Genomic DNA, 26,173 nt, shown 5'->3' with positions numbered 1-26,173 from the left:
CTGCATGATTGGCGTGGAAGCCGAGGTTATCGCAAAAAGCTGTCTGAAAATTGATGCCTCGGGTGATAATAGGGGCATGAGCGCCTTCCCTTTATTCGCCACCTGCCCCAAGGGCGTGGAACCCCTACTAGCCGCCGAGCTGGCAACCTTTGGCGCAACCGACGTTAAAGAGCGTAATGGCGGCGTCTCATTTACCGGCGAACAGCTCGTCGCTTATCGCGCTTGTCTGTGGTCGCGCCTCGCGATCCGAGTGCTGATGCCGCTGACGACCTTCCCGCTTCCGGATGCCGATGCGCTTTATACCGGCGCCAAGGCCATCGACTGGACGGATCTGTTCGAGCTCAGCAGCACCTTTGCAATTGAAGTGGCAGGCAACTCGCCGAATGTCACGCACACCAATTTCGCCGGCCTGAAAGTCAAAGACGCGATCGCTGACGTTTTCCGCGAGAAATTTGGCGAACGTCCGAACGTCGACGCCGATAGCCCGAACATCCGCGTGCATCTGCACATGGACAAGCTCAACGCGACGCTGAGCCTCGACCTTGCTGGCGACAGCTTGCATCGCCGCGGTTATCGCTCACGCAGCGTTGAAGCGCCGCTGAAAGAAAATCTAGCCGCCGCAATTTTGATTCGCGCCGGTTGGCCCGCGTTGATGGAACAGAACGCGCCGCTGCTCGATCCGATGTGCGGCTCCGGCACGTTGGTGATTGAAGCCGCGATGATGGCAATGGATATCGCGCCCGGTCTTGAGCGCCTGCGCTGGGGCTTTGAGCATTGGCTCGAGCACAAGCCTAAAGTCTGGAACGATCTCGTTGCCGAAGCACGCGCACGCAAAGCCAAAGGCAGGGCGAAGAAATTGCCCTTGATGATGGGACAGGATCTCGACGCCAGCACGATCAAATCCGCACGCCTCAACGCAGAACGCGCAGGGCTCGAAAAATATCTGCAGTGGCAGGTGATGGACGCGTCTGAAATGCGCCCCATCGGTGAAAAGGCTGGCCTCGTCGTGGTCAACCCGCCTTACGGCGAACGCCTCGGCGCTGAAGCAGAAATCATCAAGCTGTATTCGCTGTTTGGTTCTGCATTAAAGATGCGCTTCACCGGTTGGAAGGCTTCTGTGTTCACCGGCCGCGCTGATCTTGGTCCGCGTATTGGCCTGCGTACTAGTTCGATCTACGCACTGTTCAACGGCGCCCTACCCTGCAAGCTGCTCAACTTTGATCTCGCACCTCGCACGATGGCAGCGCCTGTTGCTGTCGAGCCTGAAGTTGCTGAGATTGATGTTGAGAACGAAGTAGAAGAAACCAACGAAGCACCCGCCGCGCCTTTAAGCCCATGGGCCAAAGCAATGGCAGCGAAGAAAGCGGCTGCAGCTCCACCAGTTGCTGTTCAGCCAGAACCACTGCCCCTCACCGGCGGCGAAGACTTCGGCAATCGTCTGCGCAAAAACCTTAAGCATCTGACCAAGTGGGCCAAGCGCGAAGGCGTTAGCAACTATCGTGTGTATGACAACGATCTGCCCGAGTACGCAGTCGCTGTCGACATCTACGAAGCCGATGCTCGTCACGTGCATGTACAGGAATACGCTGCACCGAAAACCATTGATCCGGTGAAAGCTGAAAAGCGTTTGCGTGAAGCGTTGTCACAGATTCAGCAGATTCTCGAAGTGCCGGGCTCACGCATCCACTTCAAGATTCGTCGCGCACAGAAAGGCACAGCGCAGTATCAGCGCATGGATCAGCAGGAAGAATTTCTGGAAGTTGAAGAGCATGGCTGTCGCCTGCGTGTGAACTTCGAGGACTATCTCGACACCGGTCTGTTCCTCGATCACCGCCCGCTTCGCTATCGCATTCAGCAAGAAGCGATCGGCGCACGCTTCCTCAATCTGTTCTGCTACACCGGCTCAGCCAGCGTGCACGCGGCTGTGGGTGGTGCATCGCAGACAACGTCGGTCGATTTGTCCAACACCTATCTCATCTGGGCGCAGCGCAATCTGGAACTGAACGGTTTCTACGCCGAAGATCCAGACCGCCGCAGCTCGCAAGACAATAAACATCGCTTGCTCAGAGCCGACTGCATTTTCTGGCTGCGCGAAGAAGCGGCCAAATCGCGCCCCACGCTTTATGATCTGATTCTTTGTGATCCGCCAACCTTTTCCAACTCCAAGAAGATGGAAGGCACGCTCGATACGCAGCGCGATCACGTTGAACTGATCACGCTCTGCAGCAAGCTGCTGACGCCCGCCGGAAAGCTGTATTTCTCCACCAACCGTCGCGGCTTCAAGCTGGATACCGCAGCGTTGGAAGGACTCAAGATCAAAGACATCACTGCACAGACGCTGGGCGAAGATTTCAAACGTCCACCGCCGATGCACAAAGCCTGGTCGATCGAACTCTAAGCCTGCACCAGAGGCATATTTACCTCTGCTTGGTCATCGTTCTGTAAATCGATCATGTCATCATCGTTTTTCGATTAACGATCAATGGCGCGGACATGTATCCGCCCTGATTAGGGGAAGATGATGAGTGAGAAGGATCCGAAGTCCACGGTTGACGCATCGCGCCGCCGCTTTTTGGCAGGCATTGCTGCCGCTGGCGCTGCAGGAAGTGCGGGGCTTTCCGCTTGCGCACGCAGCGAACCAACGACTGCAGAGCAGCTGATGGCTGCGCTACCCAATCCGCAAGATTCGGGCATCGATCACATCGTCGTTGTGATGATGGAGAACCGCTCCTACGACCATTTTCTCGGTTGGCTGCCAGGCTCTGACGGCATTCAGGCGGGCCTGAAATATCCGGACAAGAACGGCGAGATGCAGTCGACTTATCCGCTGGCACCAGAGTACCAAGGCTGCACGCTTGAAGACCCGGGCCACAGCTACAAAGACGGTCGCGAGCAATACAACAAAGGTAAGTGCGACGGTTTTTTGAAAACGGTGAACGATGCTTCCGTCACCTTCCCGATCGGTTATTACACGCAGAACGATCTGTCGTTCTACGGCGGCGCGGCGCCCGCATTCACTACTTGTGATCGTTACTTCTCCGGCATTCTGAGTTCGACCTTCCCGAATCGCATGTACATGCACACGGGGCAAACCGATCGCAACAGCAATGGTTTTGATATCTCGTCACTACCAACGATCTGGGATCGCTGCGCTGCCAAAGGCGTGAGCACGAGTTACTACTTCAACGATTTGCCGATCACCGTACTTTGGGCCACCAAATATCTGGGCATCAGCAAACCATTTAATGATGCCAACCTGGGCTTGGTCGGCTTTATCGCAGACTGCAAAAACGGCACGCTGCCTAACGTCTCGTTTATCGATCCCAATTTTGGTCTTGCCGTCGGCGAAGGCTACGGCATTGCACAAGACGATCATCCATTTGCTGACGTGCGCGATGGTCAGGCTTTTCTCAATCAAGTTTATAAAGCCGTCAGCACCAGCCCCAACTGGGAAAAGACGCTGCTCATCATTAACTACGATGAGTGGGGCGGTTTCTTTGATCACGTTAAACCACCTGTTGGCCTCGTGTCAGACGCCGAAAAAGCAGTCGGCAATCTCGATGGTCGTTTAGGTTTCCGCGTGCCTTGCTTGTTGATTGGCCCGCGCGCAAAACGTGGTCACATCACTCATTTTGATTTTGAACCCAATTCAATCCTCGATCTGATTCGCTGGCGCTTTGGACTGGATCCTTTGTCGGTGCGTTCAGACAAGGTCAACAATTTGGCGATTGCTTTGGATTTCAAAAATCCACCGAATCTTTCTGCGCCTGTATTCAATGTTGCGCCGGGTCCGTTTGGTCAGCTCTGCGTCAATCAATTGCTCGATACGGGTCATCTGCCTGGCGTGCCTTCCCTGCCTATTCCTGAACTCGGCAAATCAGCACCTGCAATGACACCTGAGGTTTATCAATCACGCCTCGATCATTTTGCTGACTGGCAAAATCTGTATGACATGGGCGTGCAATACGGCTTTATTCGCTAGCGCACTAAGTATCATCTGCAAAAAATAAGGGCGCCTTTCGGCGCCCTTATTCGTCCTACGCCCTACTACACGCTACATGCAGAGCACCGACAGCAACGGCACGCCAGCAAAGATACAAGTGCCACCCGAGCCGCCACCACCGAGCACACCGCCGAGGATTGCGGTAATGGTGCTGGTCACAGCCGGCAATACGGTGTTGAGCAAACTGGTCACTGCGTTAGCACCTGATCCACCAGCAGGCAGTGCCGAGAGTGCACCAGTCAGCTGCGACAACAAGCTGGTGAGGAAAGTCGCACCACCTGCGCCAGAGCTTTGATTCAAGGTTGAGAGTACTGGAGCCAGCGCGCTGGTCAGCGTGCTCTGCAAGGTCGACAGCGAAGCGCCAGAACCCAATCCCGTGCCAAGCAATGAAGTGATCTGCGTGATCGCAGCGGTGATCGGATTTGAAATTGCCGTGCTGCTGCTCGATGACTGAATCGCATTCACTGGCAGAACATTCAACAGCAGATTGTTCAGCAGTGATGTCACTGTCGTCTGTAGTGCTGCGGTAGTCGCCGTTGGATTGCCGCCTGCTGCGGTCTGCAGCAAGGACACCAGACTAGTCACCGTGCCTTTCACCGTCGTCAGTACGCCGCCGAGTACAGGTGCGGTCTTCGCTGATGCTGGCAACTGTGCATAGGCAGTATCGAATGCAAGGCTGATCTGTGAAAGCTGTGCAGCCAACGTGCTCAGTGAAGGCGTGCTGCCAGAACTGCTCTTAATGTTGGCCAGCACTGGAAGCAACTGATCGCCCAGCGCAGCAAGCGGTGTACCTGCGAGTGGATTAGTGCTCACTGCCGTGGTTGAACCCGTGCCATTACAGCCTGCACCACCCGCGAGCGAAGTCAGCATCTGCTGAAGATCTGAAGCGAGCTGCTGCACTTGAGTTTGAATCTGTGCTGCGGCGCCGGTGATTGCCGCAGGATTTGTTGCAGCGGCCTGCACGCTATTAGCCAGCGAGTTGACGATATTGAGTGCGTCACCATTCACTGCAAAGTCAGCGCAGCTGACAACACCAGCGAGCGGCGTGCCTGCAGTGGCGACTGCCAGTGGTTGCAATACAGAAGTAGAAAGCGTGTTTTGTACTGGTGTCAGCGGACCGACGACTGCGCTGCGCGAATCAACACCAGGTGATCCTCCATCTGTAGAACTTTCGCCACCACCACCGCAAGCAGAAAGTAAGAGTGTGGCGACGAGCGCCGTGGGTATGCCGAGTTTTTTTATCATGTTGAACTCCTTCTCCGATTGGTGGTGCCGGTGTCTGCATCGCTGTGCGCATGCGCCCGTGCAAAAAAGATATCCATCAACCACGTCAGAAAATTCCCATGCCCTGCCAACGGCAGGTGTTTACCGAAGAACGGTAAACGTCAAACCGCAGAGCTACTCATCAATACCGCTCATCCGCTAAACGTAAACAAACAGAACCCGTGCGCCGAATACGATGCGCGGGCTTTCAGTAAAAACAGAATAAAGAGCAGCAAGAAACGGAACTTTTCCATGCCGCCACGACTCTTGAAGTAATCACCTATCTCTTCATGAGTCGGAACCGACCTAAGTATCTGGGCATGCTAAACCTCCGTAACATCCGCCATCTCTTCATTGCGCTCGTCTTTCTGGCGAGCCAATGGCTATTGGTGGTGCATGCAACGGAGCACCAGCTTAAAGCCGACGCCGATGTTGCCTGCCAGCTCTGCTCTATTGCTGATGCCAGCGGTACCGCTCCAGTAGCACTCCAGATTCCTAATGCCTCGCCGCTTGAATCGTTTGAGCTGGCGCTTTCGGCATCCGTTGCACCTTCTTCAACCCAGCTCCAACTGCCGCCCAGCTGCGGCCCTCCCGCAAACCTCGCTTAAACGAACGTCGATTTAAGTCGACCTAATTTCGCGCGCAGCGCTGCTGTGCGTACCGTTCATTTGCGAGGACACCATGTTTACTCTGAACCCACTGGCACGCGCGCTGCGCCTGCCGTCTGTGCTACTGCTATCTATCGCCTCCGGTTTTATTTCTCCGGCTTCCTATGCCGCCAATCTTGAAACTACCTCTGCCGATGAAGGTGCAGTAGAAGGTCATTTGCGCGATAGCGCAGGCTCACCCTTTGCAAAAGCTGAAGTGCGCTTGCTCGATAGCGATGGCACTTTGATTGGCAGCACTATTGCTGACGACAAAGGTCATTTTCACTTCCACGGTCTCAAAGCTGGCAGCTATCACATCGTGCTGTCGCGCTCTGGTTATGTCGACAGTGACACGGTTGTTGTCGTCACTGCAGGCCAAGAGACGCACACCGATGTTCAGCTGGTCGCCAAGCTCACAACCGTAACGGTGACCGCGGAACGTCTGGAGCATGCACGCAATTCTCTGTCACCTAGCACGGGCAGCAGCCAATACGTTTTTGACCAGACCACTATTGCCAACTTGCCGCAAGGCAAGAACACGCCGATGAATCAGTTGCTGTTACAAGCACCCGGTGTAGCCAACGATTCTTTTGGTCAACTCCATGTGCGCGGCGATCATGCGGATCTGCAGTACCGCATCAACGGCATCATCATTCCGGAAGGCATCAGCGGATTTGGTCAGGCACTGGATACACGCTTTGCTAATCAGGTGAGCTTGCTGACTGGCGCGTTGCCTGCACAGTACGGCTATCGCACAGCGGGCATCGTCAACATCACGACGCCAAATACTTTTGATGGTGGCAGTGTCAGCGTTTATGGCGGCAGTCACGGCACGTTCAATCCGAGTATTGAATACGGCACCACCACCAAGGATGGCGTCAGCATGTATGGAACGGGTCAATTCCTGAATAGTCTAGTTGGCGTTGAAGCACCGACAGATAGCTATCACCCGATTCACGATCAAACGCAACAGGGCAAGGGCTTCGGGTATCTATCGTTCTATCCCGCTGAAGACATGAAGGTGAGCGTTCTGGCTGGGACCAGTTTTGGGAAGTATCAGATTCCGAATAACCCAGGGCAATCACCCGATGCAGATTTCTGCGCGCAACTCGGTGGTAGTAGTTGCGGCTTTGATTCGAGCAATCTCAATGATCGCCAATATGAGCGCAACACTTATGGCCTCGTCGCACTGCAAGGACAATCTGGCACGCGGCTGACCTATCAGGTCGCCGCGTTCTCGCGAATCAGTTCAGTAGAATTCTCGCCAGACACCGAAGGCGAACTGGCCTTTAATGGCGTGGCTGCAGATATTTATCGCCGCAGCACCACGGCAGGTTTGCAGAGTGATATCGGCTATCGCATCAGTGACGATCACACTCTGCGCGGTGGTGTGTTCTTCAGCAATGAGAACGATGTTTCCAACAACACCTCGCAAGTATTCACAACGGATGCCGGCGGCAATGTGAATGGTGGCCCGGTCACTATCATTGATAACAACCCCAAGAGCGGCAATCATCTCTTCGGCGTTTACGCGCAGGACGAGTGGGATATCACCGACGATCTCACGCTGAATTACGGTCTGCGTTACGACAAGCTCAACGCTTATATCAACGCCAGCCAGCTCAGCCCCCGCTTTGGAATGATCTGGAACGCCTCCACCGCAACAGTCGTGCATGCGGGTTACTCACGCTACTTCACGCCGCCGCCAAATGAGTTAATCAGCAACGCCACCATCAGTAAGTTCGACAACACGACGAATGCGCAAAGTGGTCCGAATGATCCTGTGCAGGCTGAACGCACACACTATTTTGATATTGGCGCTACGCATCAATTCACACCCAATCTCAATATCGGCGTCGACAGCTACTACAAGATCATTCATGGCTTGTTAGACGAAGGACAGTTTGGTTCTGCGCTGATCTACACGCCGTTCAACTACGCAAAGGGCCGCATCTATGGCATCGAGATGACGACTTCGTATCGTGATGGTGCGTTCAGCGCGTACAACAACATGGCGCTGTCACGCGCTCAAGGTCAAGGCATCGACTCTGCGCAGTTCAATATTGATCCGGCTGCACTGGCTTACACACAGAGTCATTACATCTATCTGGATCATGATCAGCGTTTCAGTGGTTCCGCTGGCGTCTCGTATGTATACGAGAACACGACCTACTCACTCACTGATCTCTACGCCAGCGGCCTGCGCACCGACGGCGCAACAGTGCCCAACGGCGATCGCCTGCCGTTCTACAATCAGCTGGATGCTTCTGCGCAGCGCAGCGTGATCACACCGGGGCTGGGCAAAATTGATCTCAGACTGGCGGTGATCAATCTGCTTGATCGTCAGTACGAGATTCGTGATGGCGAAGGTGTCGGTGTTGGAGCGCCGCAGTTTGGTCCACGCGCTGGCGTGTTCTTGGGTATCAAGAAAGACCTATAAAACAAAAGCCCGTCACTCACGATAGTTTCGCGAGTGACGGGCTTGTTGCTGGCTTAACGCTGAGGCTTATACGCTCAGAGCGGGTGCATGCGCCGCGGCAGTTTTGCGTAGGAATGCAAAAGCCTTCGACCAATAGAGTCGTGAATTTTCACGCCATGCAAAAACGTGGAAGGCGTGAATCTCGCGTGGGTAGTAATGCATTTCTGCGGGGATACCCAAGCGACCACAGGCTGCTTCAAGACGTTGCACGTCTTCGCAACACAGATCCCAAGTACCGACACCAGAGAACACCGCCGGGAAAGGTTTATCGGGTGCGCCACATTCTTCGAGCACACGAATCGGATCGGCCATCATGATCAGCGCACTGGGCTGCACCAAGCTCGAACCCAAATAGGCTTTTGCGATATCGCGTGCCGCACGCAGTGCCAACCAGCCTGCACCCGGATTATTGTTCTGGCGCGCAGCGTTGGTGACTTGCAGGTAAGGCATGATCGGTTTCACGCCGATGATTTTCGCTTTGGCGTTGTAGACTTTTTTCGCCCACGACTCTGGACGCTTGTAGCTTGCAGCGATGGCAACAGATAAAGCGAGATTGCCGCCAGCAGATTCACCTGCAACCACGATGCGCTGCGGATCACCACCGAAGCTCGCACAATTCTCAGCAACCCAATTAAATGCTGCGCAAGCATCTTCATGCGCACAAGGAAACTTGAAGCGCGGCGCGAGGCGATAGTCGATGTTGAACACAAGATACTGCCCGCCCCAAGCACTGGCACGCGCAATACCGCGATGCGTGTCTTTGGAGCAAAGACTAAATGCGCCGCCGTGAATGTAGAGCAACACCGGCATCGGGCGCGCTGCAAACTGCGGGCGATACACATCCAGCTTATTAAAAGGATGTGGGCCGTAAGACAGGTTACGAATCACTTCAATGTTGTCACGCAATAAACGTGCGCGCGATATTTGCTCAGTCATCGCCGTAGCGATTTTCATCGTACGGTTAAGCGCCCGACGCCTAAACGATGGGCGCAGATTAAAACGTGGATCGTCGACCGCTACAGCCATTGCAGGACCCCTACTCAATTTATTTTACGGCTACACCCCATGTACTACTTTTCGCCGTTCCGTCTTTAGCGGAATCCATTGTTACTTAAGTCTTGGGCAGCGTGACGCCCTTTTGTCCCTGATATTTGCCCCCTCGATCGGCGTACGAGGTTTCGCAAACCTCATCCGATTCGAGGAACAGGAACTGTGCAACGCCTTCGTTGGCGTAAATCTTCGCGGGCAGTGGCGTGGTGTTGGAAAATTCCAACGTCACGTGGCCTTCCCATTCTGGTTCCAGCGGCGTCACGTTAACGATGATGCCGCAACGCGCGTAGGTGCTTTTGCCCAAGCAGATCGTCAACACGCTGCGCGGAATCTTGAAATATTCCACAGTGCGAGCAAGTGCGAATGAGTTCGGCGGAATCACGCAGCAGTCGCCGGTGAAATCAACGAAGCTTTTCGGATCGAATGCTTTCGGATCAACGATGGTCGAGTTGATGTTGGTGAAGATCTTGAACTCGTTGGCGCAGCGCACGTCGTAGCCGTAGCTGGAAGTGCCGTAAGACACGATCTTGTGACCGTCTGCTGCAACACGAACCTGCCCCGCCTCGAATGGCGAAATCATGTCGTGTGAAGCTGCCATGCGACGAATCCACTTGTCCGATTTGATGCTCATTGTTTCCGTACTCTAGTTTTATAGGCTGCTGCGTTTGTCGCAGAGCTGCCTTATTGAACCGGCACGAATGGATTTGAAATGAATCGAATATCCACTCATGAAGTCATAATTTATTGCTGACGCGATTCGTGCCGGTTCAATAACAATGATTACCATTTTATTGATTCGGCCAGCCCCGCAAATATCATCTAAATGAAATACTGCATAAACCCAATAAAATGTGCGACTGCTTCAAACTTCACCTGGCCGAATCAATCTTCTGTGATCTCAATCTTAGGGAATGCGACCCCTGAAACACCATAGGCGAGTCGTGCCGACGCCTTGCGAGCGATGTCGCGATAGCGCTGCGCTTCATCCGACTCTGGCGATGCTACGACCGTTGGTGTGCCGCCATCGGCCTGCTGACGAATCTGCAAGCTCAAAGGCAGTTGGCCTAACTGCTCAACGCCATACTGCGCGGCTAATTTTTCGCCACCGCCTTCACCAAAGATTGCTTCGTGATGACCGCAATTGGAGCAAGCGTGATAACTCATGTTCTCGACGACGCCCAGCACTGCAACTTCTACGCGCTGGAACATCGCCAGACCTTTGCGTGCGTCGAGCAGCGCGATGTCTTGTGGCGTGGTCACGATCACAGCGCCGCTGATCGGCACGCGTTGCGAGAGCGTGAGTTGAATGTCGCCGGTGCCTGGTGGCAGATCGACAACCAGATAATCAAGGTCTTCCCAATCAGTTTCATTAAGCAACTGCGACAAAGCCTGTGTTGCCATCGGGCCGCGCCAGATGCTCGGCTGTTCTTCATCAATCAGGAACCCAATGCTCATCACCTGAATGCCATGCGCGGCAACCGGGTGCATGCGCTTGCCGTCGGATGACGTCGGACGGGTTTTACCAACACCCAACATGCGGGGCTGGCTAGGGCCGTAGATATCCGCGTCCAGCACGCCAACGCGTGCGCCTTCCAGAAACAGTGCCAGTGCGAGATTGGCTGCAACGGTGGATTTGCCGACGCCGCCTTTGCCGCTGGCGACCGCAATGATGTTGCGAATGTTTGGCAACGGCTGCAGGTTCTTCTGCACTGCGTGAGATTTGATCGCCCAGCTGACCTTGATTTCAGCGTCACTATCGACCGTCGCTTTCAGATGATTGCGGATGTTCTCGATCAGCGTGGCGCGATAACCGTTGGCGGGAAATCCGAGTTCGATCTCCACGCGTGGCTTGCCCAGCCACTTAATATCGACGCTCTTCACCGCTCCGGCGGCGACGAGGCCACGGCCAATCAGCGGGTCTATATAGCTGTCCAGCGCGGCCATCAGGGAATCTTGGTTCAACGACATCAGTTGTTCAGCTCCATGCAAGTCCGTATTGTCCCGCATGGCGTCACCCTTGAACACCCTTGCGCTTTACGAAAAACAGGCTCCATGACTTCTCCCGCAAGCTTCTTTTGGCACGATTACGAGACTTTTGGCGCTGATCCGGCCCGGGATCGCCCCTCCCAATTCGCCGGACGGCGGACCGACGCCGAGTTGAACCCCATCGGCGAGCCCCTGATGGTGTACTGCAAACCCGTCCTCGACGTACTCCCGCACCCAGACGCCTGCCTGATCACTGGCATTACGCCCCAACAGGCCCTGGCCAAAGGCGTGCCGGAACCCGAATTCGCTCGCCAGATCCTCGAAGCCTTCAGCCAGCCCGGCACCTGCGCCGCCGGCTACAACTCGATCCGTTTCGACGACGAAGTCTCGCGCAATCTGTTCTATCGCAACTTTTACGACCCGTATCAGCGCGAGTGGTTTGGCGGCAATTCCCGCTGGGATCTGCTCGATGTGATGCGCCTCTGGCATGCGCTGCGTCCCGAAGGCCTCGACTGGCCCAAGCGCGAAGACGGCGCCACCAGCTTCAAGCTCGGCCACCTCAGCGCCGCCAACGGCATCGTCCACGAGCATGCACATGACGCCCTCTCCGACGTCGATGCCACCATCGGCCTCGCCCGCGCCCTGCGCAAAGCACAGCCGCGCCTGTTCGAACACGCGCTGAAACTGCGCGACAAGAAATTCGCCGCGACGCTGTTCAATCTGCGCGAACTGACGCCGGTGTTGCACGTCTCCGCAAAAATCTCCGCTGCGCGCGGTTGCATCTCTGTGATCGCGCCGTTGGCCATGCATCCGACCAATAACAATCAGGTCATCACCTACGACCTTAGCGTTGACCCGACTGAGTTATTGGAACTGGACGAAGACGAGCTATATGACCGCGTCTTCACCAGCGAAGCTGATCTGCCCGAAGGCATGACGCGCATTCCGCTCAAGGGCGTACATCTCAACAAGAGCCCGATGTTGGCGCCACTGTCCACGCTCAATCCTGATCAAGCCGAGCGTTGGGGCATCGATCTGAATCGCTGCCAAGAACATCGCGCCATTCTCCTGCGCGCGCGCGAAGCGCTCGCAGAAAAAGTCCGCACTGTATTTTCAGCACCAGAATATGACGAGCGTGATCCTGAGCTTTCGATATACGGCGGCTTCCTTCCTGACGCCGACAAACCACGCCTGCAACGTGTGCGTGATTCAGCGCCAGAAGCGCTAACGCAATTCCAAGGCATGTTCAGCGATGCGCGCTATAACGAGCTCCTATTCCGTTATCGCGCGCGCAACTATCCCAAGACGCTCAATGCAGATGAACAAGGGCAATGGCATGAGTTCGTCACACGCAAATTGGATTTTGATACGGGCTTGGCGTCACTAACGCTGGAGCAGTATCAGGACTTGCTGACGGAATATCAGACGTTAGAGAAAGATCCAGCCAGACGCGCGATTCTTGATGCGCTCGCAGCATGGCCGCAGGAATCAGGGCTGCTGGATTTCCTCAAGAACTAATACGTAGGGTGGGTAGAGCGCAGCGAAACCCACCATCTTTTCATCACGCAGAAAGGTGGGTTTCGCTGCGCTCTACCCACCCTACATTTCTGTTTTTTTGTAGGGTGCGCTGTGCGCACGCGTTGCCGAGGTCAGCGCCAAACCGCGTGCGCACAGCGCACCCTACGGCCCAAACTATCTTTTAATTTCCGCCGACTTAATCACCGTCATCTTCCGCACCTGCATGTCATGCAGCGTATGCGTAATACCGCCAACGCCATAACCAGAATGACGTAAGCCCGCGAACGGCATCCAGTCCACACGGAATGCGGTGTGGTCGTTGACCATCACCGCAGATGCATCAAGTCGCTCGCCACAACGCAGCGCCGTATCGATATCACGCGTGAACACTGCGGCTTGGAATGCAAACGGTAAACGATTAGCGTCAGCAATCGCAGCGTCCATTTCATCAAAGGTGTAAACGCACACCACTGGACCAAAGACTTCGTGAACTGAAACTTTGGCATCCGGCGCAGGATTGAGCAGCACAGTCGGTGCGTAGCAGTTGTTGGGCAAGCGTCGACCGCCGCAGAGCAATTCCGCACCCCCCGCCAGCGCTTCGTTGACCCAATTCTCGATGCGATCCACTTCAACCGGATCAATCAGCGGACCCACTTCGGTCTCAGCTAATGTTGGATCACCGACAACAAGCTTCTTCGCGGCCTCAGCCAATTGCTCTGAAAATTCTTTAACCAGTTTGCGCGCGACAAACACACGCTGAACTGACACGCAGACCTGCCCTGCGTGATAGAAACCGCCCTTGGCGAGCAGCGGCACGGCCTGCGTGAGATCTGCGTCAGCCGCGACGATCACTGGCGCAACACCGCCATGTTCGAGTGCACAACGTGCGCCAGGCGCGAGGTGTGAGCGCAAGTTCCAACCGACTTTGGCGCTACCAATAAAACTTAAGAACGCAACGCGCGTATCAGCAGCGAGCTTGGACGAAAGCTCGTTGTTCTCCGGCATCAGCGGCTGACACCACTCAGCGGGCAAACCAGCTTCACGCAGGATTTCGACAAAACGCATGCACATCAGCGGCGTAGTGCGTGCGGGTTTGACGATGACCGGGCAACCGGCGGCCAGCGCTGGGCCGACCTGATGAACGATGAGGTTGAAAGGATGGTTGAAGGCGCTGATCGCAACGACCACGCCAATGGGTTCGAGCTGGGTGAAGGCGATGCGATTGGCGCTGGACGCGGTAACGCCCATCGGGATCACTTCGCCCGCATCGGCGCGCAAACTCTCAACACAGATTTTCAGGCAATCAATCGCACGCGCGATTTCGACTTTGGAGTCGAGCAAGGGCTTGCCGCCTTCACGGGCCGATTCCACTGCGAGATATTCAGCGCGCTCGCGGATCAGGCCTTGGGCTTTTTCCAGAATTTCGATGCGCTTGGCGCGAGACAACCAGCCGTCGCGGTTGCGGAATAGTGCGTAAGCCGTTTCGAGCGCCTGCTCAACGGCGACGGCATCAGCCATCTCTACTTCGCCAATGGGCGTGCGGTCCCAAGGCGCAACAACGGTCACAAATCCGGCAGCGCTCTTTGCGCCGGGAATCATCAGTTCGTATTTATGCATGACTGCCTCTATTCGTTATGGGCCAAGCATAAAAGAAGAAGCCGCCCTGCGGCGGCTTCTTTTATGTACAGGATGTACGGTATTGCGGCGGAGGCAGGATGCCTAGGAGCCGCAAATGCTGCAAAAGCGTTACTTCTTTTCACCATGCAACCAGCGCGAGATAAAACCCGCAGCTAGTGCACCCGCAATTGGCGCCAGCCAGAACAACCAGAGCTGCTGAATTGCCCAACCACCGACAAACACCGCCTGACTGGTGCTGCGCGCTGGGTTCACCGAGGTGTTGGTGACAGGGATGCTAATGAGGTGAATCAGCGTGAGGCCGAGACCTATCGCGATCGGAGCAAAACCCTTTGGAGCACGGTCATGCGTAGCGCCCAGAATGATGACGAGGAACATGAAGGTCATCACCACTTCACTGACCAAGCCTGCTTCCATCGAGAAACCGCCCGGGGAGTGTTCGCCGAAACCGTTGGCGGCGAAGCCCGAAGCCACCAAGTCAAATCCCGGCTTGCCGCTGGCAATGCAAGCCAGCACTGCAGCACCTGCAATGCCGCCAGCTACCTGCGCGAGGATGTAGGGCAGCAGATCGCCCGTCGGGAAACGGCCGCCAGCCCAGAGACCAAACGACACTGCGGGGTTCAAATGGCAGCCAGAGACATGGCCAATGGCATAGGCCATGGTCAGTACCGTCAGGCCGAAAGCTAACGAGACGCCAGCAAAGCCAATTCCCAGGCTGGGGAAGGCCGCCGCGAGCACCGCACTACCGCACCCACCCAAAACCAGCCAGAACGTGCCGATAAATTCGGCAGCCATACGCTTACTGATAGGCATTTTAGAAACTCCTCTGGTGAAGATATTGTGCTTTTTAGGCACGAGAAATTACTGCAAACCCCTTCTGTGAAACTGTGCAGCAGTACCGTCGTGTCATAATTTGCGGCCTTGACCGTTTTCAGTCCCTTTCTATGACGCGCCGTATTCTAGTCACCAATGCCCTGCCCTATGCCAACGGTCCGATTCACCTCGGCCATATGGTGGGCTATGTCCAGGCCGACATCTGGGTGCGCTACCAGCGCATGCAGGGCCACGAAGTGCACTACGTCTGCGCCGATGACGCGCACGGCACGCCGATCATGCTGGCCGCTGAAAAGGCAGGCGTGACGCCGGAAGCCTTTATCGAAGGCATCCGCGTGCAGCACGCACAGGACTTTGCTGACTTCCATGTGGACTTTGACCACTACCACAGCACGCACTCGGAAGAGAATCGCGTGTTGTCGGAATCGATCTACAAAGCGCTGAAAGCTACGGGCGCAATTGCGAATCGCGAAATCCAACAGCTTTACGATCCGGTCAAGAACATGTTCTTGCCAGACCGCTACATCAAGGGCGAATGCCCCAAGTGCGGCACGGCTGATCAATATGGCGACAACTGCGAGAACTGCGGTGCGGCGTATTCGCCGACCGACTTAAAGAATCCGCACTCAGTTGTTTCCGGCGCCACGCCGGTGATGAAGGACTCCGAGCATTACTTCTTCGAACTCGGCAAATTCCAGAGCTTTCTCGAAAGCTGGCTGGACGGCGATGTCGCGCATCCTGCCGTCAAAGCCAAGCTCAAGGAGTGGTTTGCTGCGGGTCTGAAGGACTGGGACATCTCACGTGATGCGCCCTACTTCGGCTTCGCGATTCCCGACGCACCGGGCAAGTTTTTCTACGTGTGGTTGGACGCGCCAATTGGCTACATGGCCAGCTTCACCGCGCTGTGCGCGAAGAGCAAATTGAATTTCGATGACTTCTGGAAAGCGGGCAGCAATGCCGAACTGCACCACTTCATCGGCAAAGACATCGTCAACTTCCACGGTCTGTTCTGGCCTGCGATGTTGAAGGGCTCGGGCTATCGCACGCCGACCAAGTTGCACGTCAACGGTTACCTCACCGTCAACGGCGCCAAGATGAGCAAGAGCCGCGGCACCTTCATCAAGGCGCGCACTTACCTCAACCACCTGACGCCGGAATATCTGCGCTATTACTTCGCCGCCAAAGTGGGCGCGGGCGTGGATGATCTGGATCTCAATCTCGAAGACTTCGCTGCGCGCATCAACAGCGATCTGGTTGGCAAGTACGTCAACATCGCTTCACGCTGCGCCGGTTTCATCGAGAAACAGTTTGGCGGCAAACTCGCTGAATTACTCACGGCTGAGCAACTCGCAGAACTGGCAACGCACACCAGCGCGCTGAAAGACATCATTGCCGAAGCTTACGAGCGCGGTGATTACTCCGAAGTCGCCACACGCGTAATGCGTGCCGCCGATGCGGCCAACGAATCCGTACAACGCGTCGCGCCTTGGAAGCTTGCGAAAGCTCCTGAGCAACAGCTGGCACTGCATCAGTACTGCACGCTGTATCTGAATATCTTCCGTGCGTACACGATCTATCTGAAACCCGTGTTGCCCGCGCTCGCGCAGCAGGTCGAGCAGTTCTTCAATGTTGAAGCACTGCGCTGGAACGATGTTGATGCGCCGTTACTCGGCCACGCCATCCGCCCTTACGCCGCACTCGTGACGCGTATCGAAAAGAAATCCACCGACGCCATCGTTGCCGAAGAACTGGCCAGTGCGCCGCAAGAGAAAAAGCCTGTGACTACAGAAGCTCCAGCCAAACCTGCCGCAGCGCCACAAGCGGCGCCTGCAGACAATGCACACATCTCTATCGATGATTTCAGCAAGGTTGATCTGCGCATTGCACGCATCGCCAACGCTGAACACGTTGAAGGCGCAGACAAGCTGTTGCGCCTGACGCTGGATCTCGGCGAATTGGGTCAGCGCCAAGTGTTCGCTGGCATCAAATCCGCTTACGCACCAGAAACTTTGGTTGGCCGCTTGACCGTCATGGTCGCCAACCTCGCACCACGCAAAATGAAATTCGGCATGAGTGAAGGCATGGTGCTGGCAGCTAGCGGCGACGCTGGTGGCCCGTTCATTCTCTCGCCCGACAGCGGCGCGCAACCCGGCATGAAGGTGAAGTAAGCGCGAGCTTTTGCGCTTGCCTCACGTTCTTTTGCGATGACTGCGCTCAACTCCCTCGCCGATCAGATCAATCAGCTGCTGCCGCAAACGCAGTGCACTAAGTGCGGCTATCAGGGCTGTAAGCCTTATGCAGAAGCGATTGCGAGTGGCGCGGCTGAGATCAATCAATGCCCGCCCGGTGGCGAGCTAGGCATTCAGCGTCTTGCTGCACTGCTGAATAAGCCCGTGCTGGCGCTCAATCCCGTTAACGGCATTGCGCAGATTCAACGACTCACGGCGGTGATTGAAGAGGCTGTGTGCATCGGCTGCACGCTGTGTATCCAAGCGTGCCCGGTGGATGCGATTGTCGGCGCCAATCAATTGATGCACACCGTCATTACTTCCGCCTGCACGGGTTGCGATCTATGCTTGCCGCCCTGCCCGGTTGATTGCATCACGATTGAACCGCTGGCCGCAGCGTTGCCAGATTGGTCGCAACGTCGCATCGAAGCCGATACCTTGCGCACACGTTACGAATCACGCGAGCTACGTCTGCAACGCGATATCGCAGACAAAGCGCAGTCCCGCGAACTGAAGAAAGCCGCAATGATTGCTCGCGCTAAATCTGCTGATCCGAGTGAAGCGCCACGCATCAACACCGCTTACGATCCTGTTGCCGCTGCACTCGCACGCGTACAGGCCAAGCGTGCTGCCGAAGCATCAGCTGATGCACCGCCGAAGAAGCACTGATGAATCCCGCCAAGCGCCACGAAATATTTTCGCGTCTGCGTGCGGCCAATCCGCATCCAACGACAGAGCTACGTTTTAACTCGCCGTTCGAATTGCTGGTTGCCGTGGTTTTATCTGCACAAGCCACTGACGTTGGCGTGAACAAAGCAACGGCAAAGCTTTATCCCGTTGCCAATACGCCTGAAGCCATCTTTGCGCTCGGCGAAGCGGGCCTGAAGGAATACATCAAGACGATTGGCCTGTATCAAACCAAAGCCAAGAACGTGATTGGCCTGTGCAAAATGCTGATCGAATTGCATGGCAGCCAAGTGCCGCATGATCGTGATGCGCTTGAAGCGCTGCCAGGCGTGGGTCGCAAAACTGCGAATGTGGTTTTGAACACCGCGTTTGGCGAACCAACGATGGCTGTCGATACACACATCTTTCGCCTCGCCAATCGCACCGGTATTGCTCCCGGCAAAGACGTGCGCGCCGTCGAAGATAAATTGGTGAAAACCATTCCATCAGAATTCATGCGCGATGCGCATCACTGGTTAATTCTGCATGGCCGTTACACTTGCATCGCCCGCAAGCCCAAATGCCCGGAATGTTTGATTCGCGATCTCTGCGAGTTCAAACAAAAAACTATTTAAAGGATTGCTCTCCATGCTGCCGCCAACCAATTACGCTCGCCGCCGTCCTGTACTACCTATCCTGTTATTCAGCGCTGGCCTGGGTATCTGCATGTATTTCGGCCAGGAGTGGTATCAGCTGCCGAAATATTCCGAGAGCGATATTGATGCCTCGACCGAACTCAATCTGAAGCTAGATCTGCAAAACCGCGGCCCCAATCTTCAGCCCACCAGTAAAGATGAACTCGAAACGATGCGCGCAAGAGTTCGCTTTGAGATCACCAGCTCGATTAAAGCCGAGCGCGACAAAATCACTCAGCGCTTCAGCATTGGCCTGGTCGCGCTAGTGCTTGGTTTTGGCCAATTGGTGATGGAATGGCTGATGCGCCGCGGTAAAAATTAATCCGTTCCCGCCCCGCCTTTTGCATGAATACAAGCACTTGCAATGAGACCGCACTCGTCGCTTTGAGTGAATAGTTCCCTTATCATCCGCACCACGTCCCCGTAGCTCAGCTGGATAGAGCGGTCCCCTCCTAAGGGACAGGCCACTGGTTCGACTCCGGTCGGGGACACCAAAATGCTTTCGCCTCGCGCTATGCTTCGCCTCTTATGCGCGACCCTTCTGAAGCCACTGCTGAATCTGCAAAAGTCGTCCGTCTCCGGGCACGTGCGGACGACAAATTCCAACTCCAATCTGACTGGCCACCGGCTGGCGATCAGCCTGCTGCGATCGAAAAACTGGTGCAGGGTCTGCAAGATGGGCTCACGCATCAAACACTGTTGGGTGTGACGGGCTCGGGCAAGACTTACACCATCGCCAACATGATTCAGCAGGTGCAACGCCCTGCGCTGATTCTGGCGCCAAACAAAACGCTGGCGGCGCAGCTTTACGGCGAGTTCAAGGAATTTTTCCCGAACAACTCGGTGGAGTATTTCGTTTCCTACTTCGACTATTACCAGCCTGAAGCTTATGTTCCGTCGACCGATACTTTCATCGACAAGGACAGCGCAGTAAACGAGCACATTGAGCAGATGCGCTTGTCTGCCACCAAGGCACTGATGGAAAGACGCGACGCGATCATCATCGCCTCCGTCTCTGCGATTTACGGCTTGGGCGATCCAGAAAGTTATTTCAAAATGATGTTGCACCTGAACAAGGGCGACCGCATTGGTCAGCGCGACATCATTCATCGCCTCACCTCTATGCAATACAGCCGCAACGATGTTGCTCTGGAACGCGGCACTTATCGCGTGCGTGGCGAGATCATCGACATTCATCCGGCAGAAGCAGAAGACGAAGCCGTACGCATTGAACTGTTTGATGATGAAGTGGAAACGCTGAGTTATTTCGATCCACTCACTGGCGAAATCCGCCGCAAAGTGCCGCGTCTGACCGTGTATCCAAAATCGCATTACGTCACGCCGCGCGAAAAAACTTTGGGCATGCTCAGTGAGATTCGCCTCGATCTTCAGGATCGTCTCGAATACTTCAAGAAGAACGACAAGCTGCTGGAAATGCAGCGACTGGATCAGCGCACCAATTTCGATTTAGAAATGATTCAGGAACTGGGCTATTGCTCCGGCATCGAAAACTATTCGCGCTATCTGTCGGGCCGTCCGCCCGGCGAGCCACCGCCGTGTCTGTTGGATTATCTGCCGCCCGACGCGATCACGATCATTGACGAATCGCACGTCACCACACCGCAGCTTGGCGCCATGTACAAAGGCGATCGCGCCCGCAAAGAAACTTTGGTGCAGTACGGTTTCCGTTTACCTTCAGCAATGGATAACCGTCCGCTGCGCTTTGATGAATTCGAGCGCATTTGTCCGCAAGTCGTTTTTGTTTCGGCGACGCCCGGACCGTATGAAGCCGAAAAGTCTTCACAGATTGTTGAGCAAGTCGTACGCCCAACGGGCTTGGTCGACCCGCAAGTCGAAGTGCGTCCGGCTCTGAGTCAGGTTGATGATGTACTCGGCGAAATACGTTTGCGCGTCGAGAAGAAAGAACGCGTGTTGATCACCACGCTGACCAAGCGTATGTCAGAAGACCTCACCGATTACCTCGACGAACACGGTGTCAAAGTGCGCTACCTGCACTCCGATGTCGACACCGTTGAGCGCGCCGAAATCATTCGCGATCTGCGCCTCGGCAAATTTGATGTGCTGATCGGCATCAACCTGCTGCGCGAAGGTCTCGACTTGCCAGAAGTTTCGCTGGTCGCGATTCTTGATGCCGACAAAGAAGGCTTTTTGCGTTCCGAACGCTCGCTGATTCAAACCATCGGCCGCGCTGCGCGTCATATCAATGGTCGGGCAATTCTGTACGCCGACAAAATCACCAAGTCGATGCGCACCGCGATGGACGAAACGGATCGCCGTCGCGCCAAGCAAGAGGCTTATAACGAAGCCAACGGCATCACGCCGAAAGGCGTGCAGAAGAGAATCGCTGACGTCATGCGCCTCGGTTACGAGGAAAGCACCGGCAGCGCTTTGGCGCTGGCTGCTGAATCCGCCGCGGAATACAACGTCACCACGCCAGAAAAACTCAGCCGCGTTCTCTCCAAACTGGAAAAAGAGATGAAGCAGCTTGCACAGAACCTGGAGTTTGAGGCCGCCGCGCAGAAACGCGACGAAATCAGAAAACTGCGTGACCGTATGATGGTGATCGCTGCTTAATTCGCCGCCTTTTCCTCTACGCGATAACCGTCGGTCAGAGTCTTCAAGAACGCAATCACATCGCGAATCTCGGCATTGTTGAGCACAGGCTTGTCACCAACAGCTTGGCCAAATGGCGGGTCCATGTTGATGTTGGGATGATAAGCCGGCGGCAAATCGTTGAATTTTTTCACCTGCCCTTTCGCATCTCGTGGATACCACTTCTCTGGCTGGGTATCACGCTGGACATAAAAGCGCAGGACGTCTTCCAAGCTATTGAATGCTCCGTTGTGGAAGAAGCGATGTCGTAGCGCCACGTTCCTCAACGAAGGCGTACGGAAGGCGCCACAGTATTTTTTCTCAGCTGATAAATCCTTGCGCATGGGCCCACACAAACCCATGTCGAAATAATTCAGATCGGCATTGGCAGGCAATTTTTGATTGCGTGGAACGCCCACGGCGATATATCCGAAATCACTGAACGCTGGAAAAGCGCCGCCCTTGATAGTCGAAGGATGGCAGCTCGCGCAATTACCCTTATTAGCGTCGTTGAACAGAGCCAAGCCTCGCGCTTCCTGCGGAGAGAGCTTCGCTTGCCTTCTCAAGACTGCATCGTATTTGCTGTCATAAGGATAAAAATCCGCGGGACTTTGCTGGAACACTTCCAGCACGAGTAGCGCTGCGTTAAAAGCTTTCTCGTCGTTGTCCAGAACGTCCAATCCGAAAGCATCACGAAAAGCGGATGCGTATGCCGCATTTCGAATCTTCTTCACGACCGCAGCCGGATTCTCATTCGCCATTTCCAAAGACGAAAGCAAAGGCAGACGTGCCTGATCGTGGACCGTGTCGGCGCGACCATCCCATGTGTGGCCACCAGCTGGCCCCTGGTCGATGCTGTCATCGCCATCATCATCATGGAAATGCTCGCTGAACGACGGCACGCTCTGCAGGTAACGTAGCGAAGGCGCCGCACGCGTGCCTTGCAAATTCATTTTGGCACCGCCCATTTGCACCGCAAGATCATTGGCCGGTCCATATGCACGCTCAGGGCTGTGGCAACTCGCGCAAGACACTTTTCCTGATGCAGACAGGGATGGATCCATGAACATGGATCGCCCCAAAGAAGTCATCACCGCAACAGTCGGGTGCTTTTCAAAAGTCGTTGTATAGAACGCTTTTTTTGTTGCTGAAGTGGCGGCATCTGCTACCTGTGTGGCACTCGAATGAGATGACGCATCACCACAAGCAAACTGAAAAGTAAGCAGCACAGACAGAAGTGCGCCAAGAGTAAATTTTTCTAGGGAAAATTGAATTTTCATAATTTTTATTTGAACAAAATGCGGTGACAGAGCAATTACATTTATTCGATTTTTACTTTGATTTCCTTATCAAATTTTTACCCGCGACGGACATAACTCTGTCACAGGCCGACACGATGATTACCTACGCAAATTCCACATTATCGGAGCCCCAATGAAATTTTCTTTTCGCCTTTTTCTACTCGCTGCAGCACTCGCTGCGAGCTTGAGTGCTTGCACCAACAACGACACTTCGGATCGCAGTGCAGCCGTCACCGCCGCGCTGCAAGACAAGGTTCAGAACATCGTCGTGATCTACGCTGAAAACCGCAGCTTCGACAATCTGTACGGAAACTTTGCCGGTGCCAATGGCATTCCTGGCGTGAATCCAACTGCCGTCGGCACCTTGATTCCACAAACGGATCGTAACGTCGCAGAAACCGTATTCACCAGCCTTCCTCAGGTATGGGGCGGCGCAACCGCTGCAGGACAAACACCCGTTGTATCTGCAGCAGATACGCTGGCTGCCAACCTGCCCAACAAGCCCTTCCCGATCGAAAGCGCTTACGGCGCCGGCAAAGAAATGCCGATCTCCGTCATCACGCGCGACCTCTATCACCGCTTCTATGAAAACCAGATGCAGATCAACGGCGGAAAGAACGACAAGTTCGTCGCCTATGCTGATGCTGGCGGCTTGGTGATGGGTTATTACGATGGCAGCAAGATGGCGATGTGGAATGTCGCCAAACAATTCACGCTGGCAGACAATTTCTTCATCGGCGCATACGGCGGTTCGTTCTTGAACCACCAGTACCTGATCTGCGCTTGCGCACCGGAATATCCAAATGCTGATGACGCTGCATCGCCAGCCAAAAATTCAATCTCTGCGATTGACACAGATACGTCCGGGAATTTCCTGCCACGCTTAACACAGAAACCAACTTCACCCGCATCTGCAATTGACGGCGTTCCTACCTTCGTCAACAGCAGCACGCTTACGCCAAAGAATTATTTTGGTGACGGCAAATTTCATGCGATTAACACCATGCAGCCGCCGTATCAACCTAGCAGCAACGCACCCGCTGCAAGCGATGCCGCAAAGCTTTACGCCGATCCAAGCAAGGCCAATACACTGCCCGCTCAGACCGCAACGAATATTGGCGATCTGCTAACCACCAAAGGCGTGAGCTGGAAATGGTATGCCGGCGCTTGGGATCAAATCTCAACGGCCGCCAGCACCACTCGCGACTTCGGCAGCAGCGTTCCCGGTGCGGCGCCGACCTTCCAGTTCCACCATCAGCCGTTCAACTACTACAGCAATCTGGATCCTGTCACCCACGCTGCACAGCGCAAAGCGCACCTGCAGGATTACAACGATCTGGTCGCCGACATCGCTGGCGGCACGCTGCCGCAGGTCACCTTCTATAAACCAGAAGGCGATCTCAACCAACACGCCGGTTATGCCTCAGTTAAAGCAGGTGACGATCACATCGTCGACTTGCTGACCAAACTGCAGGCCAGCCCACAGTGGAAGAACATGGTGGTTGTGGTGACTTACGACGAAAACGGCGGCTTCTGGGATCACGTTGCGCCACCCAAGGGCGATAAGCTCGGCCCAGGCACGCGCATTCCTGCAATCATCATCTCGCCTTATTCCAAAAAGAACACGGTCGATCACACGCAATACGACACCGCTTCTATCCTGCGCCTCATCACGCGCCGCTTCGAGCTGGATACCTTGCCAGGCCTGACTGCACGCGACACCGCACTAAAAGCCAACGGCTTTGCTCCGATGGGCGATCTCACCAACGCACTCACTCTTCAGTAATAGGCGGTGATGTAAATGAGGGCGGCTTCGGCCGCCCTCATTTTTTTTGCTCGACGCCATATTTATCCACAAACTTTGCTTGCGTCTCATCCCTCACACCGTTATTCTGCGCGCCCTGTTGCTCAGGCAATAGGCGCGTAGCTCAGCTGGTTAGAGCACCACCTTGACATGGTGGGGGTCGTTGGTTCGAGTCCAATCGCGCCTACCAACTTCGGTATTTGGCCAATGTATGCCCCTTTCGCTTGCGTAAGGGGCATATTCTTTTGCGCTATCCGGGTTCTGCCGAGCCCATTTCTGTAGGCGATCCCACCAGCGCCGCGATCCGTTAATACCTGCGCTAGGTTGGCGCATCATCGCCTCCATAGTCGCTGGAACAGGGTCTAGCCCCAAATATTCTGCGCACCCAGCCGCAACGTCAGGTGACACCGGTTTTTCAGTGCGCATGTTCGATATTGCCTGCGGAGTGACCCACAGTTCTCGAGCTAATGGGCGAACTCCGCCTGCTTTCTCAATGGCCGCTTCCAAGACGTTCATGTAAACCTATAGTTGACAGTGGGTGTCAACCAATTGTATACATCTCCCTGTCAACCGTGGGTTTACACGGTTATCGATCGGGGGATCAAATGATAGATGCGGATTTAACAGAACTCGGCAACGCCATTGCGATTGCATTCGAATTTGGCATGTTCGTCGCGTTCTTCTCGGGGGCAGCCGGATATTTCCTCGCTCGCGAGATTGCATCAGTGATCCGTTGGCAATACCGCATTCACCGCTTTAAGCGTCATGTCGCTGTTCGTCGCGGAATAGAAGCCGCCCGAAACGTAGCCGCTCTTCTCGCCTCCCCCATTCCTGGTTGGTTGCGTAGCGACATAGACGTTCCTTCTACTCAACCTGATCCTCTTGATGATGGTGAGGGTGGAATGTCATTTCTCCGTGGTGTTTCCACTCGCGATAGTAGTGTCCGCGAGCGTGACGAGTGATTCGCTTCTCCTGGTATCACTACGTGGCCATGATCGTCGTGGCGTATCTCGTTCGCTTCGCGATGAAGCACCTTCTGTCATGACTGACTGCAAGAGTCTTTTCCGCGTTCACTTACGCACTCGCGCTGACGGCTCAGTCCAGCTCGTACTAGGTCAGTCGTACTATCGGAAATGGTCGCTTGAAGCCGGTGCCGAGATTCAGCGCCAGCAGCAGGCAATGCATGACGCAGACCGCGTTGGCGACGCAGATGCGCACTACACCGCTCGATGCCTTCAGGACGTCACCATTTCGCTTCAGAGCGCCCTGAATAGCCACTGGAGTCCTGAGGCTGCGGAATTGGCGCAGCATCGACGTGAGGAGTATCGCCCTCTCACGCTCGGCGAATATGACGCACTCAATCAGCAGCGGGTGCAGACCTTGGGGGGTAAGGCGCGCAGCGCCGGCCCCCATGGTGCACCCGCTGAGGCTGAGTCGAAATTCGCAATTTT

Annotated in this window: 20 protein-coding genes and 2 tRNA genes; 14 read left to right on the top strand and 8 right to left on the bottom strand. The window is 55.1% G+C overall.

Features of this window, described 5'->3' with window-relative positions:
• The first annotated feature begins 76 nt into the window (after positions 1 to 76).
• On the top strand, positions 77 to 2,398 hold the full coding sequence (gene rlmKL, locus CJD38_RS02810; RefSeq protein ID WP_107939012.1) for a bifunctional 23S rRNA (guanine(2069)-N(7))-methyltransferase RlmK/23S rRNA (guanine(2445)-N(2))-methyltransferase RlmL: 2,322 nt from the start codon (positions 77 to 79) through the stop codon (positions 2,396 to 2,398).
• A 123-nt stretch (positions 2,399 to 2,521) separates the two neighbouring features.
• Positions 2,522 to 3,982 carry an alkaline phosphatase family protein gene (locus CJD38_RS02805; protein WP_107939011.1) on the top strand — a complete coding sequence of 487 codons (1,461 nt, stop codon included), beginning with the start codon at positions 2,522 to 2,524 and terminating at the stop codon, positions 3,980 to 3,982.
• A gap of 72 nt (positions 3,983 to 4,054) precedes the next feature.
• On the opposite strand, the gene CJD38_RS02800 is transcribed toward CJD38_RS02805, so the two are convergent.
• A complete protein-coding gene (locus tag CJD38_RS02800; protein ID WP_107938759.1) occupies positions 4,055 to 5,248 on the bottom strand; it encodes a hypothetical protein in 1,194 nt (397 codons plus the stop codon).
• A gap of 338 nt (positions 5,249 to 5,586) precedes the next feature.
• On the opposite strand from CJD38_RS02800, the gene CJD38_RS02795 reads away from it, so the two are divergent.
• Together CJD38_RS02795 and CJD38_RS02790 are read left to right on the top strand one after the other, a co-directional pair.
• Positions 5,587 to 5,874: a hypothetical protein gene (locus CJD38_RS02795; RefSeq protein WP_107938758.1), complete on the top strand. Its 288-nt coding sequence runs from the start codon at positions 5,587 to 5,589 to the stop codon at positions 5,872 to 5,874.
• Positions 5,875 to 5,947: 73 nt separating this feature from the next.
• Positions 5,948 to 8,353 (top strand): TonB-dependent receptor, encoded by a 2,406-nt coding sequence (locus CJD38_RS02790; RefSeq protein ID WP_107938757.1) that lies wholly within the window; start codon positions 5,948 to 5,950, stop codon positions 8,351 to 8,353.
• Positions 8,354 to 8,419: 66 nt separating this feature from the next.
• Here CJD38_RS02790 and CJD38_RS02785 read toward each other — a convergent pair whose 3' ends face one another.
• The 3 genes from CJD38_RS02785 to apbC form a co-directional block, all read right to left on the bottom strand.
• Entirely contained in the window at positions 8,420 to 9,346 is a 927-nt protein-coding gene (locus CJD38_RS02785) for an alpha/beta hydrolase (RefSeq protein ID WP_161554138.1), read from the bottom strand.
• 157 nt (positions 9,347 to 9,503) lie between these two features.
• Positions 9,504 to 10,073, bottom strand: a complete 570-nt coding sequence (gene dcd / locus CJD38_RS02780) for a dCTP deaminase (RefSeq protein WP_107938755.1) — start codon at positions 10,071 to 10,073, stop codon at positions 9,504 to 9,506.
• 251 nt (positions 10,074 to 10,324) lie between these two features.
• Positions 10,325 to 11,413, bottom strand: coding sequence for an iron-sulfur cluster carrier protein ApbC (gene apbC / locus CJD38_RS02775; RefSeq protein ID WP_107939010.1), 1,089 nt, complete (start codon positions 11,411 to 11,413; stop codon positions 10,325 to 10,327).
• 81 nt (positions 11,414 to 11,494) lie between these two features.
• On the opposite strand from apbC, the gene sbcB reads away from it, so the two are divergent.
• Complete coding sequence (gene sbcB, locus CJD38_RS02770; RefSeq protein ID WP_107938754.1) at positions 11,495 to 12,946, top strand: exodeoxyribonuclease I; 1,452 nt, start codon at positions 11,495 to 11,497, stop codon at positions 12,944 to 12,946.
• A 174-nt stretch (positions 12,947 to 13,120) separates the two neighbouring features.
• Here sbcB and CJD38_RS02765 read toward each other — a convergent pair whose 3' ends face one another.
• Positions 13,121 to 14,563, bottom strand: coding sequence for an aldehyde dehydrogenase family protein (locus tag CJD38_RS02765; protein ID WP_206362859.1), 1,443 nt, complete (start codon positions 14,561 to 14,563; stop codon positions 13,121 to 13,123).
• A 129-nt stretch (positions 14,564 to 14,692) separates the two neighbouring features.
• The gene (gene aqpZ / locus CJD38_RS02760; protein WP_107938753.1) at positions 14,693 to 15,394 is read right to left on the bottom strand and encodes an aquaporin Z; all 702 of its coding nucleotides are present in this window, start codon (positions 15,392 to 15,394) and stop codon (positions 14,693 to 14,695) included.
• Between the two features lie 131 nt (positions 15,395 to 15,525).
• Between aqpZ and metG the strand changes: the two genes are divergently transcribed.
• The 6 genes from metG to uvrB all read left to right on the top strand — a co-directional run bounded on the left by metG (position 15,526) and on the right by uvrB (position 21,599).
• Entirely contained in the window at positions 15,526 to 17,583 is a 2,058-nt protein-coding gene (gene metG / locus CJD38_RS02755) for a methionine--tRNA ligase (protein ID WP_107938752.1), read from the top strand.
• 36 nt (positions 17,584 to 17,619) lie between these two features.
• Entirely contained in the window at positions 17,620 to 18,312 is a 693-nt protein-coding gene (locus CJD38_RS02750) for an RnfABCDGE type electron transport complex subunit B (protein ID WP_107938751.1), read from the top strand.
• Positions 18,312 to 18,944: an endonuclease III gene (gene nth / locus CJD38_RS02745; RefSeq protein WP_107938750.1), complete on the top strand. Its 633-nt coding sequence runs from the start codon at positions 18,312 to 18,314 to the stop codon at positions 18,942 to 18,944. The genes CJD38_RS02750 and nth overlap by 1 nt, the downstream gene beginning before the upstream one ends.
• A 13-nt stretch (positions 18,945 to 18,957) precedes the next feature.
• Positions 18,958 to 19,326, top strand: coding sequence for a hypothetical protein (locus CJD38_RS02740; protein WP_107938749.1), 369 nt, complete (start codon positions 18,958 to 18,960; stop codon positions 19,324 to 19,326).
• A 95-nt stretch (positions 19,327 to 19,421) separates the two neighbouring features.
• Positions 19,422 to 19,498 (top strand) — tRNA-Arg (locus tag CJD38_RS02735).
• Positions 19,499 to 19,532: 34 nt separating this feature from the next.
• Positions 19,533 to 21,599: an excinuclease ABC subunit UvrB gene (gene uvrB / locus CJD38_RS02730; protein WP_107938748.1), complete on the top strand. Its 2,067-nt coding sequence runs from the start codon at positions 19,533 to 19,535 to the stop codon at positions 21,597 to 21,599.
• Here the strand turns inward: uvrB and CJD38_RS02725 are convergent.
• Positions 21,596 to 22,897, bottom strand: a complete 1,302-nt coding sequence (locus CJD38_RS02725) for a cytochrome-c peroxidase (RefSeq protein WP_107938747.1) — start codon at positions 22,895 to 22,897, stop codon at positions 21,596 to 21,598. The genes uvrB and CJD38_RS02725 overlap by 4 nt on opposite strands.
• A gap of 154 nt (positions 22,898 to 23,051) precedes the next feature.
• On the opposite strand from CJD38_RS02725, the gene acpA reads away from it, so the two are divergent.
• The 3 genes from acpA to CJD38_RS02710 all read left to right on the top strand — a co-directional run bounded on the left by acpA (position 23,052) and on the right by CJD38_RS02710 (position 25,684).
• Complete coding sequence (gene acpA, locus CJD38_RS02720; RefSeq protein ID WP_107938746.1) at positions 23,052 to 24,704, top strand: acid phosphatase; 1,653 nt, start codon at positions 23,052 to 23,054, stop codon at positions 24,702 to 24,704.
• A gap of 131 nt (positions 24,705 to 24,835) precedes the next feature.
• Positions 24,836 to 24,912 (top strand) — tRNA-Val (locus CJD38_RS02715).
• A 415-nt stretch (positions 24,913 to 25,327) separates the two neighbouring features.
• Complete coding sequence (locus CJD38_RS02710; protein WP_107938745.1) at positions 25,328 to 25,684, top strand: hypothetical protein; 357 nt, start codon at positions 25,328 to 25,330, stop codon at positions 25,682 to 25,684.
• Between the two features lie 148 nt (positions 25,685 to 25,832).
• Here the strand turns inward: CJD38_RS02710 and CJD38_RS18335 are convergent, their stop codons facing one another.
• On the bottom strand, positions 25,833 to 26,135 hold the full coding sequence (locus tag CJD38_RS18335) for a hypothetical protein (RefSeq protein ID WP_146165903.1): 303 nt from the start codon (positions 26,133 to 26,135) through the stop codon (positions 25,833 to 25,835).
• Between the last annotated feature and the right edge of the window lie 38 nt (positions 26,136 to 26,173).

Origin of the sequence: Stenotrophobium rhamnosiphilum (assembly GCF_003052265.1) — a bacterium.
GTDB lineage: Bacteria > Pseudomonadota > Gammaproteobacteria > Nevskiales > Nevskiaceae > Stenotrophobium > Stenotrophobium rhamnosiphilum.
This window is presented reverse-complemented; position numbering and strand designations above follow the sequence as displayed.

Excerpts from the sequence above, each read along its gene's own strand:
- rlmKL (WP_107939012.1), top strand. The coding sequence starts at position 77 with ATGAGCGCCTTCCCTTTATTCGCCACCTGCCCCAAGGGCGTGGAACCC.
- CJD38_RS02805 (WP_107939011.1), top strand. The coding sequence starts at position 2,522 with ATGAGTGAGAAGGATCCGAAGTCCACGGTTGACGCATCGCGCCGCCGC.
- CJD38_RS02800 (WP_107938759.1), bottom strand. The coding sequence starts at position 5,248 with ATGATAAAAAAACTCGGCATACCCACGGCGCTCGTCGCCACACTCTTA.
- CJD38_RS02795 (WP_107938758.1), top strand. The coding sequence starts at position 5,587 with ATGCTAAACCTCCGTAACATCCGCCATCTCTTCATTGCGCTCGTCTTT.
- CJD38_RS02790 (WP_107938757.1), top strand. The coding sequence starts at position 5,948 with ATGTTTACTCTGAACCCACTGGCACGCGCGCTGCGCCTGCCGTCTGTG.
- CJD38_RS02785 (WP_161554138.1), bottom strand. The coding sequence starts at position 9,346 with ATGAAAATCGCTACGGCGATGACTGAGCAAATATCGCGCGCACGTTTA.
- dcd (WP_107938755.1), bottom strand. The coding sequence starts at position 10,073 with ATGAGCATCAAATCGGACAAGTGGATTCGTCGCATGGCAGCTTCACAC.
- sbcB (WP_107938754.1), top strand. The coding sequence starts at position 11,495 with ATGACTTCTCCCGCAAGCTTCTTTTGGCACGATTACGAGACTTTTGGC.
- CJD38_RS02765 (WP_206362859.1), bottom strand. The coding sequence starts at position 14,563 with ATGCATAAATACGAACTGATGATTCCCGGCGCAAAGAGCGCTGCCGGA.
- aqpZ (WP_107938753.1), bottom strand. The coding sequence starts at position 15,394 with ATGCCTATCAGTAAGCGTATGGCTGCCGAATTTATCGGCACGTTCTGG.
- metG (WP_107938752.1), top strand. The coding sequence starts at position 15,526 with ATGACGCGCCGTATTCTAGTCACCAATGCCCTGCCCTATGCCAACGGT.
- CJD38_RS02750 (WP_107938751.1), top strand. The coding sequence starts at position 17,620 with ATGACTGCGCTCAACTCCCTCGCCGATCAGATCAATCAGCTGCTGCCG.
- nth (WP_107938750.1), top strand. The coding sequence starts at position 18,312 with ATGAATCCCGCCAAGCGCCACGAAATATTTTCGCGTCTGCGTGCGGCC.
- CJD38_RS02740 (WP_107938749.1), top strand. The coding sequence starts at position 18,958 with ATGCTGCCGCCAACCAATTACGCTCGCCGCCGTCCTGTACTACCTATC.
- uvrB (WP_107938748.1), top strand. The coding sequence starts at position 19,533 with ATGCGCGACCCTTCTGAAGCCACTGCTGAATCTGCAAAAGTCGTCCGT.
- CJD38_RS02725 (WP_107938747.1), bottom strand. The coding sequence starts at position 22,897 with ATGAAAATTCAATTTTCCCTAGAAAAATTTACTCTTGGCGCACTTCTG.
- acpA (WP_107938746.1), top strand. The coding sequence starts at position 23,052 with ATGAAATTTTCTTTTCGCCTTTTTCTACTCGCTGCAGCACTCGCTGCG.
- CJD38_RS02710 (WP_107938745.1), top strand. The coding sequence starts at position 25,328 with ATGATAGATGCGGATTTAACAGAACTCGGCAACGCCATTGCGATTGCA.
- CJD38_RS18335 (WP_146165903.1), bottom strand. The coding sequence starts at position 26,135 with ATGGGGGCCGGCGCTGCGCGCCTTACCCCCCAAGGTCTGCACCCGCTG.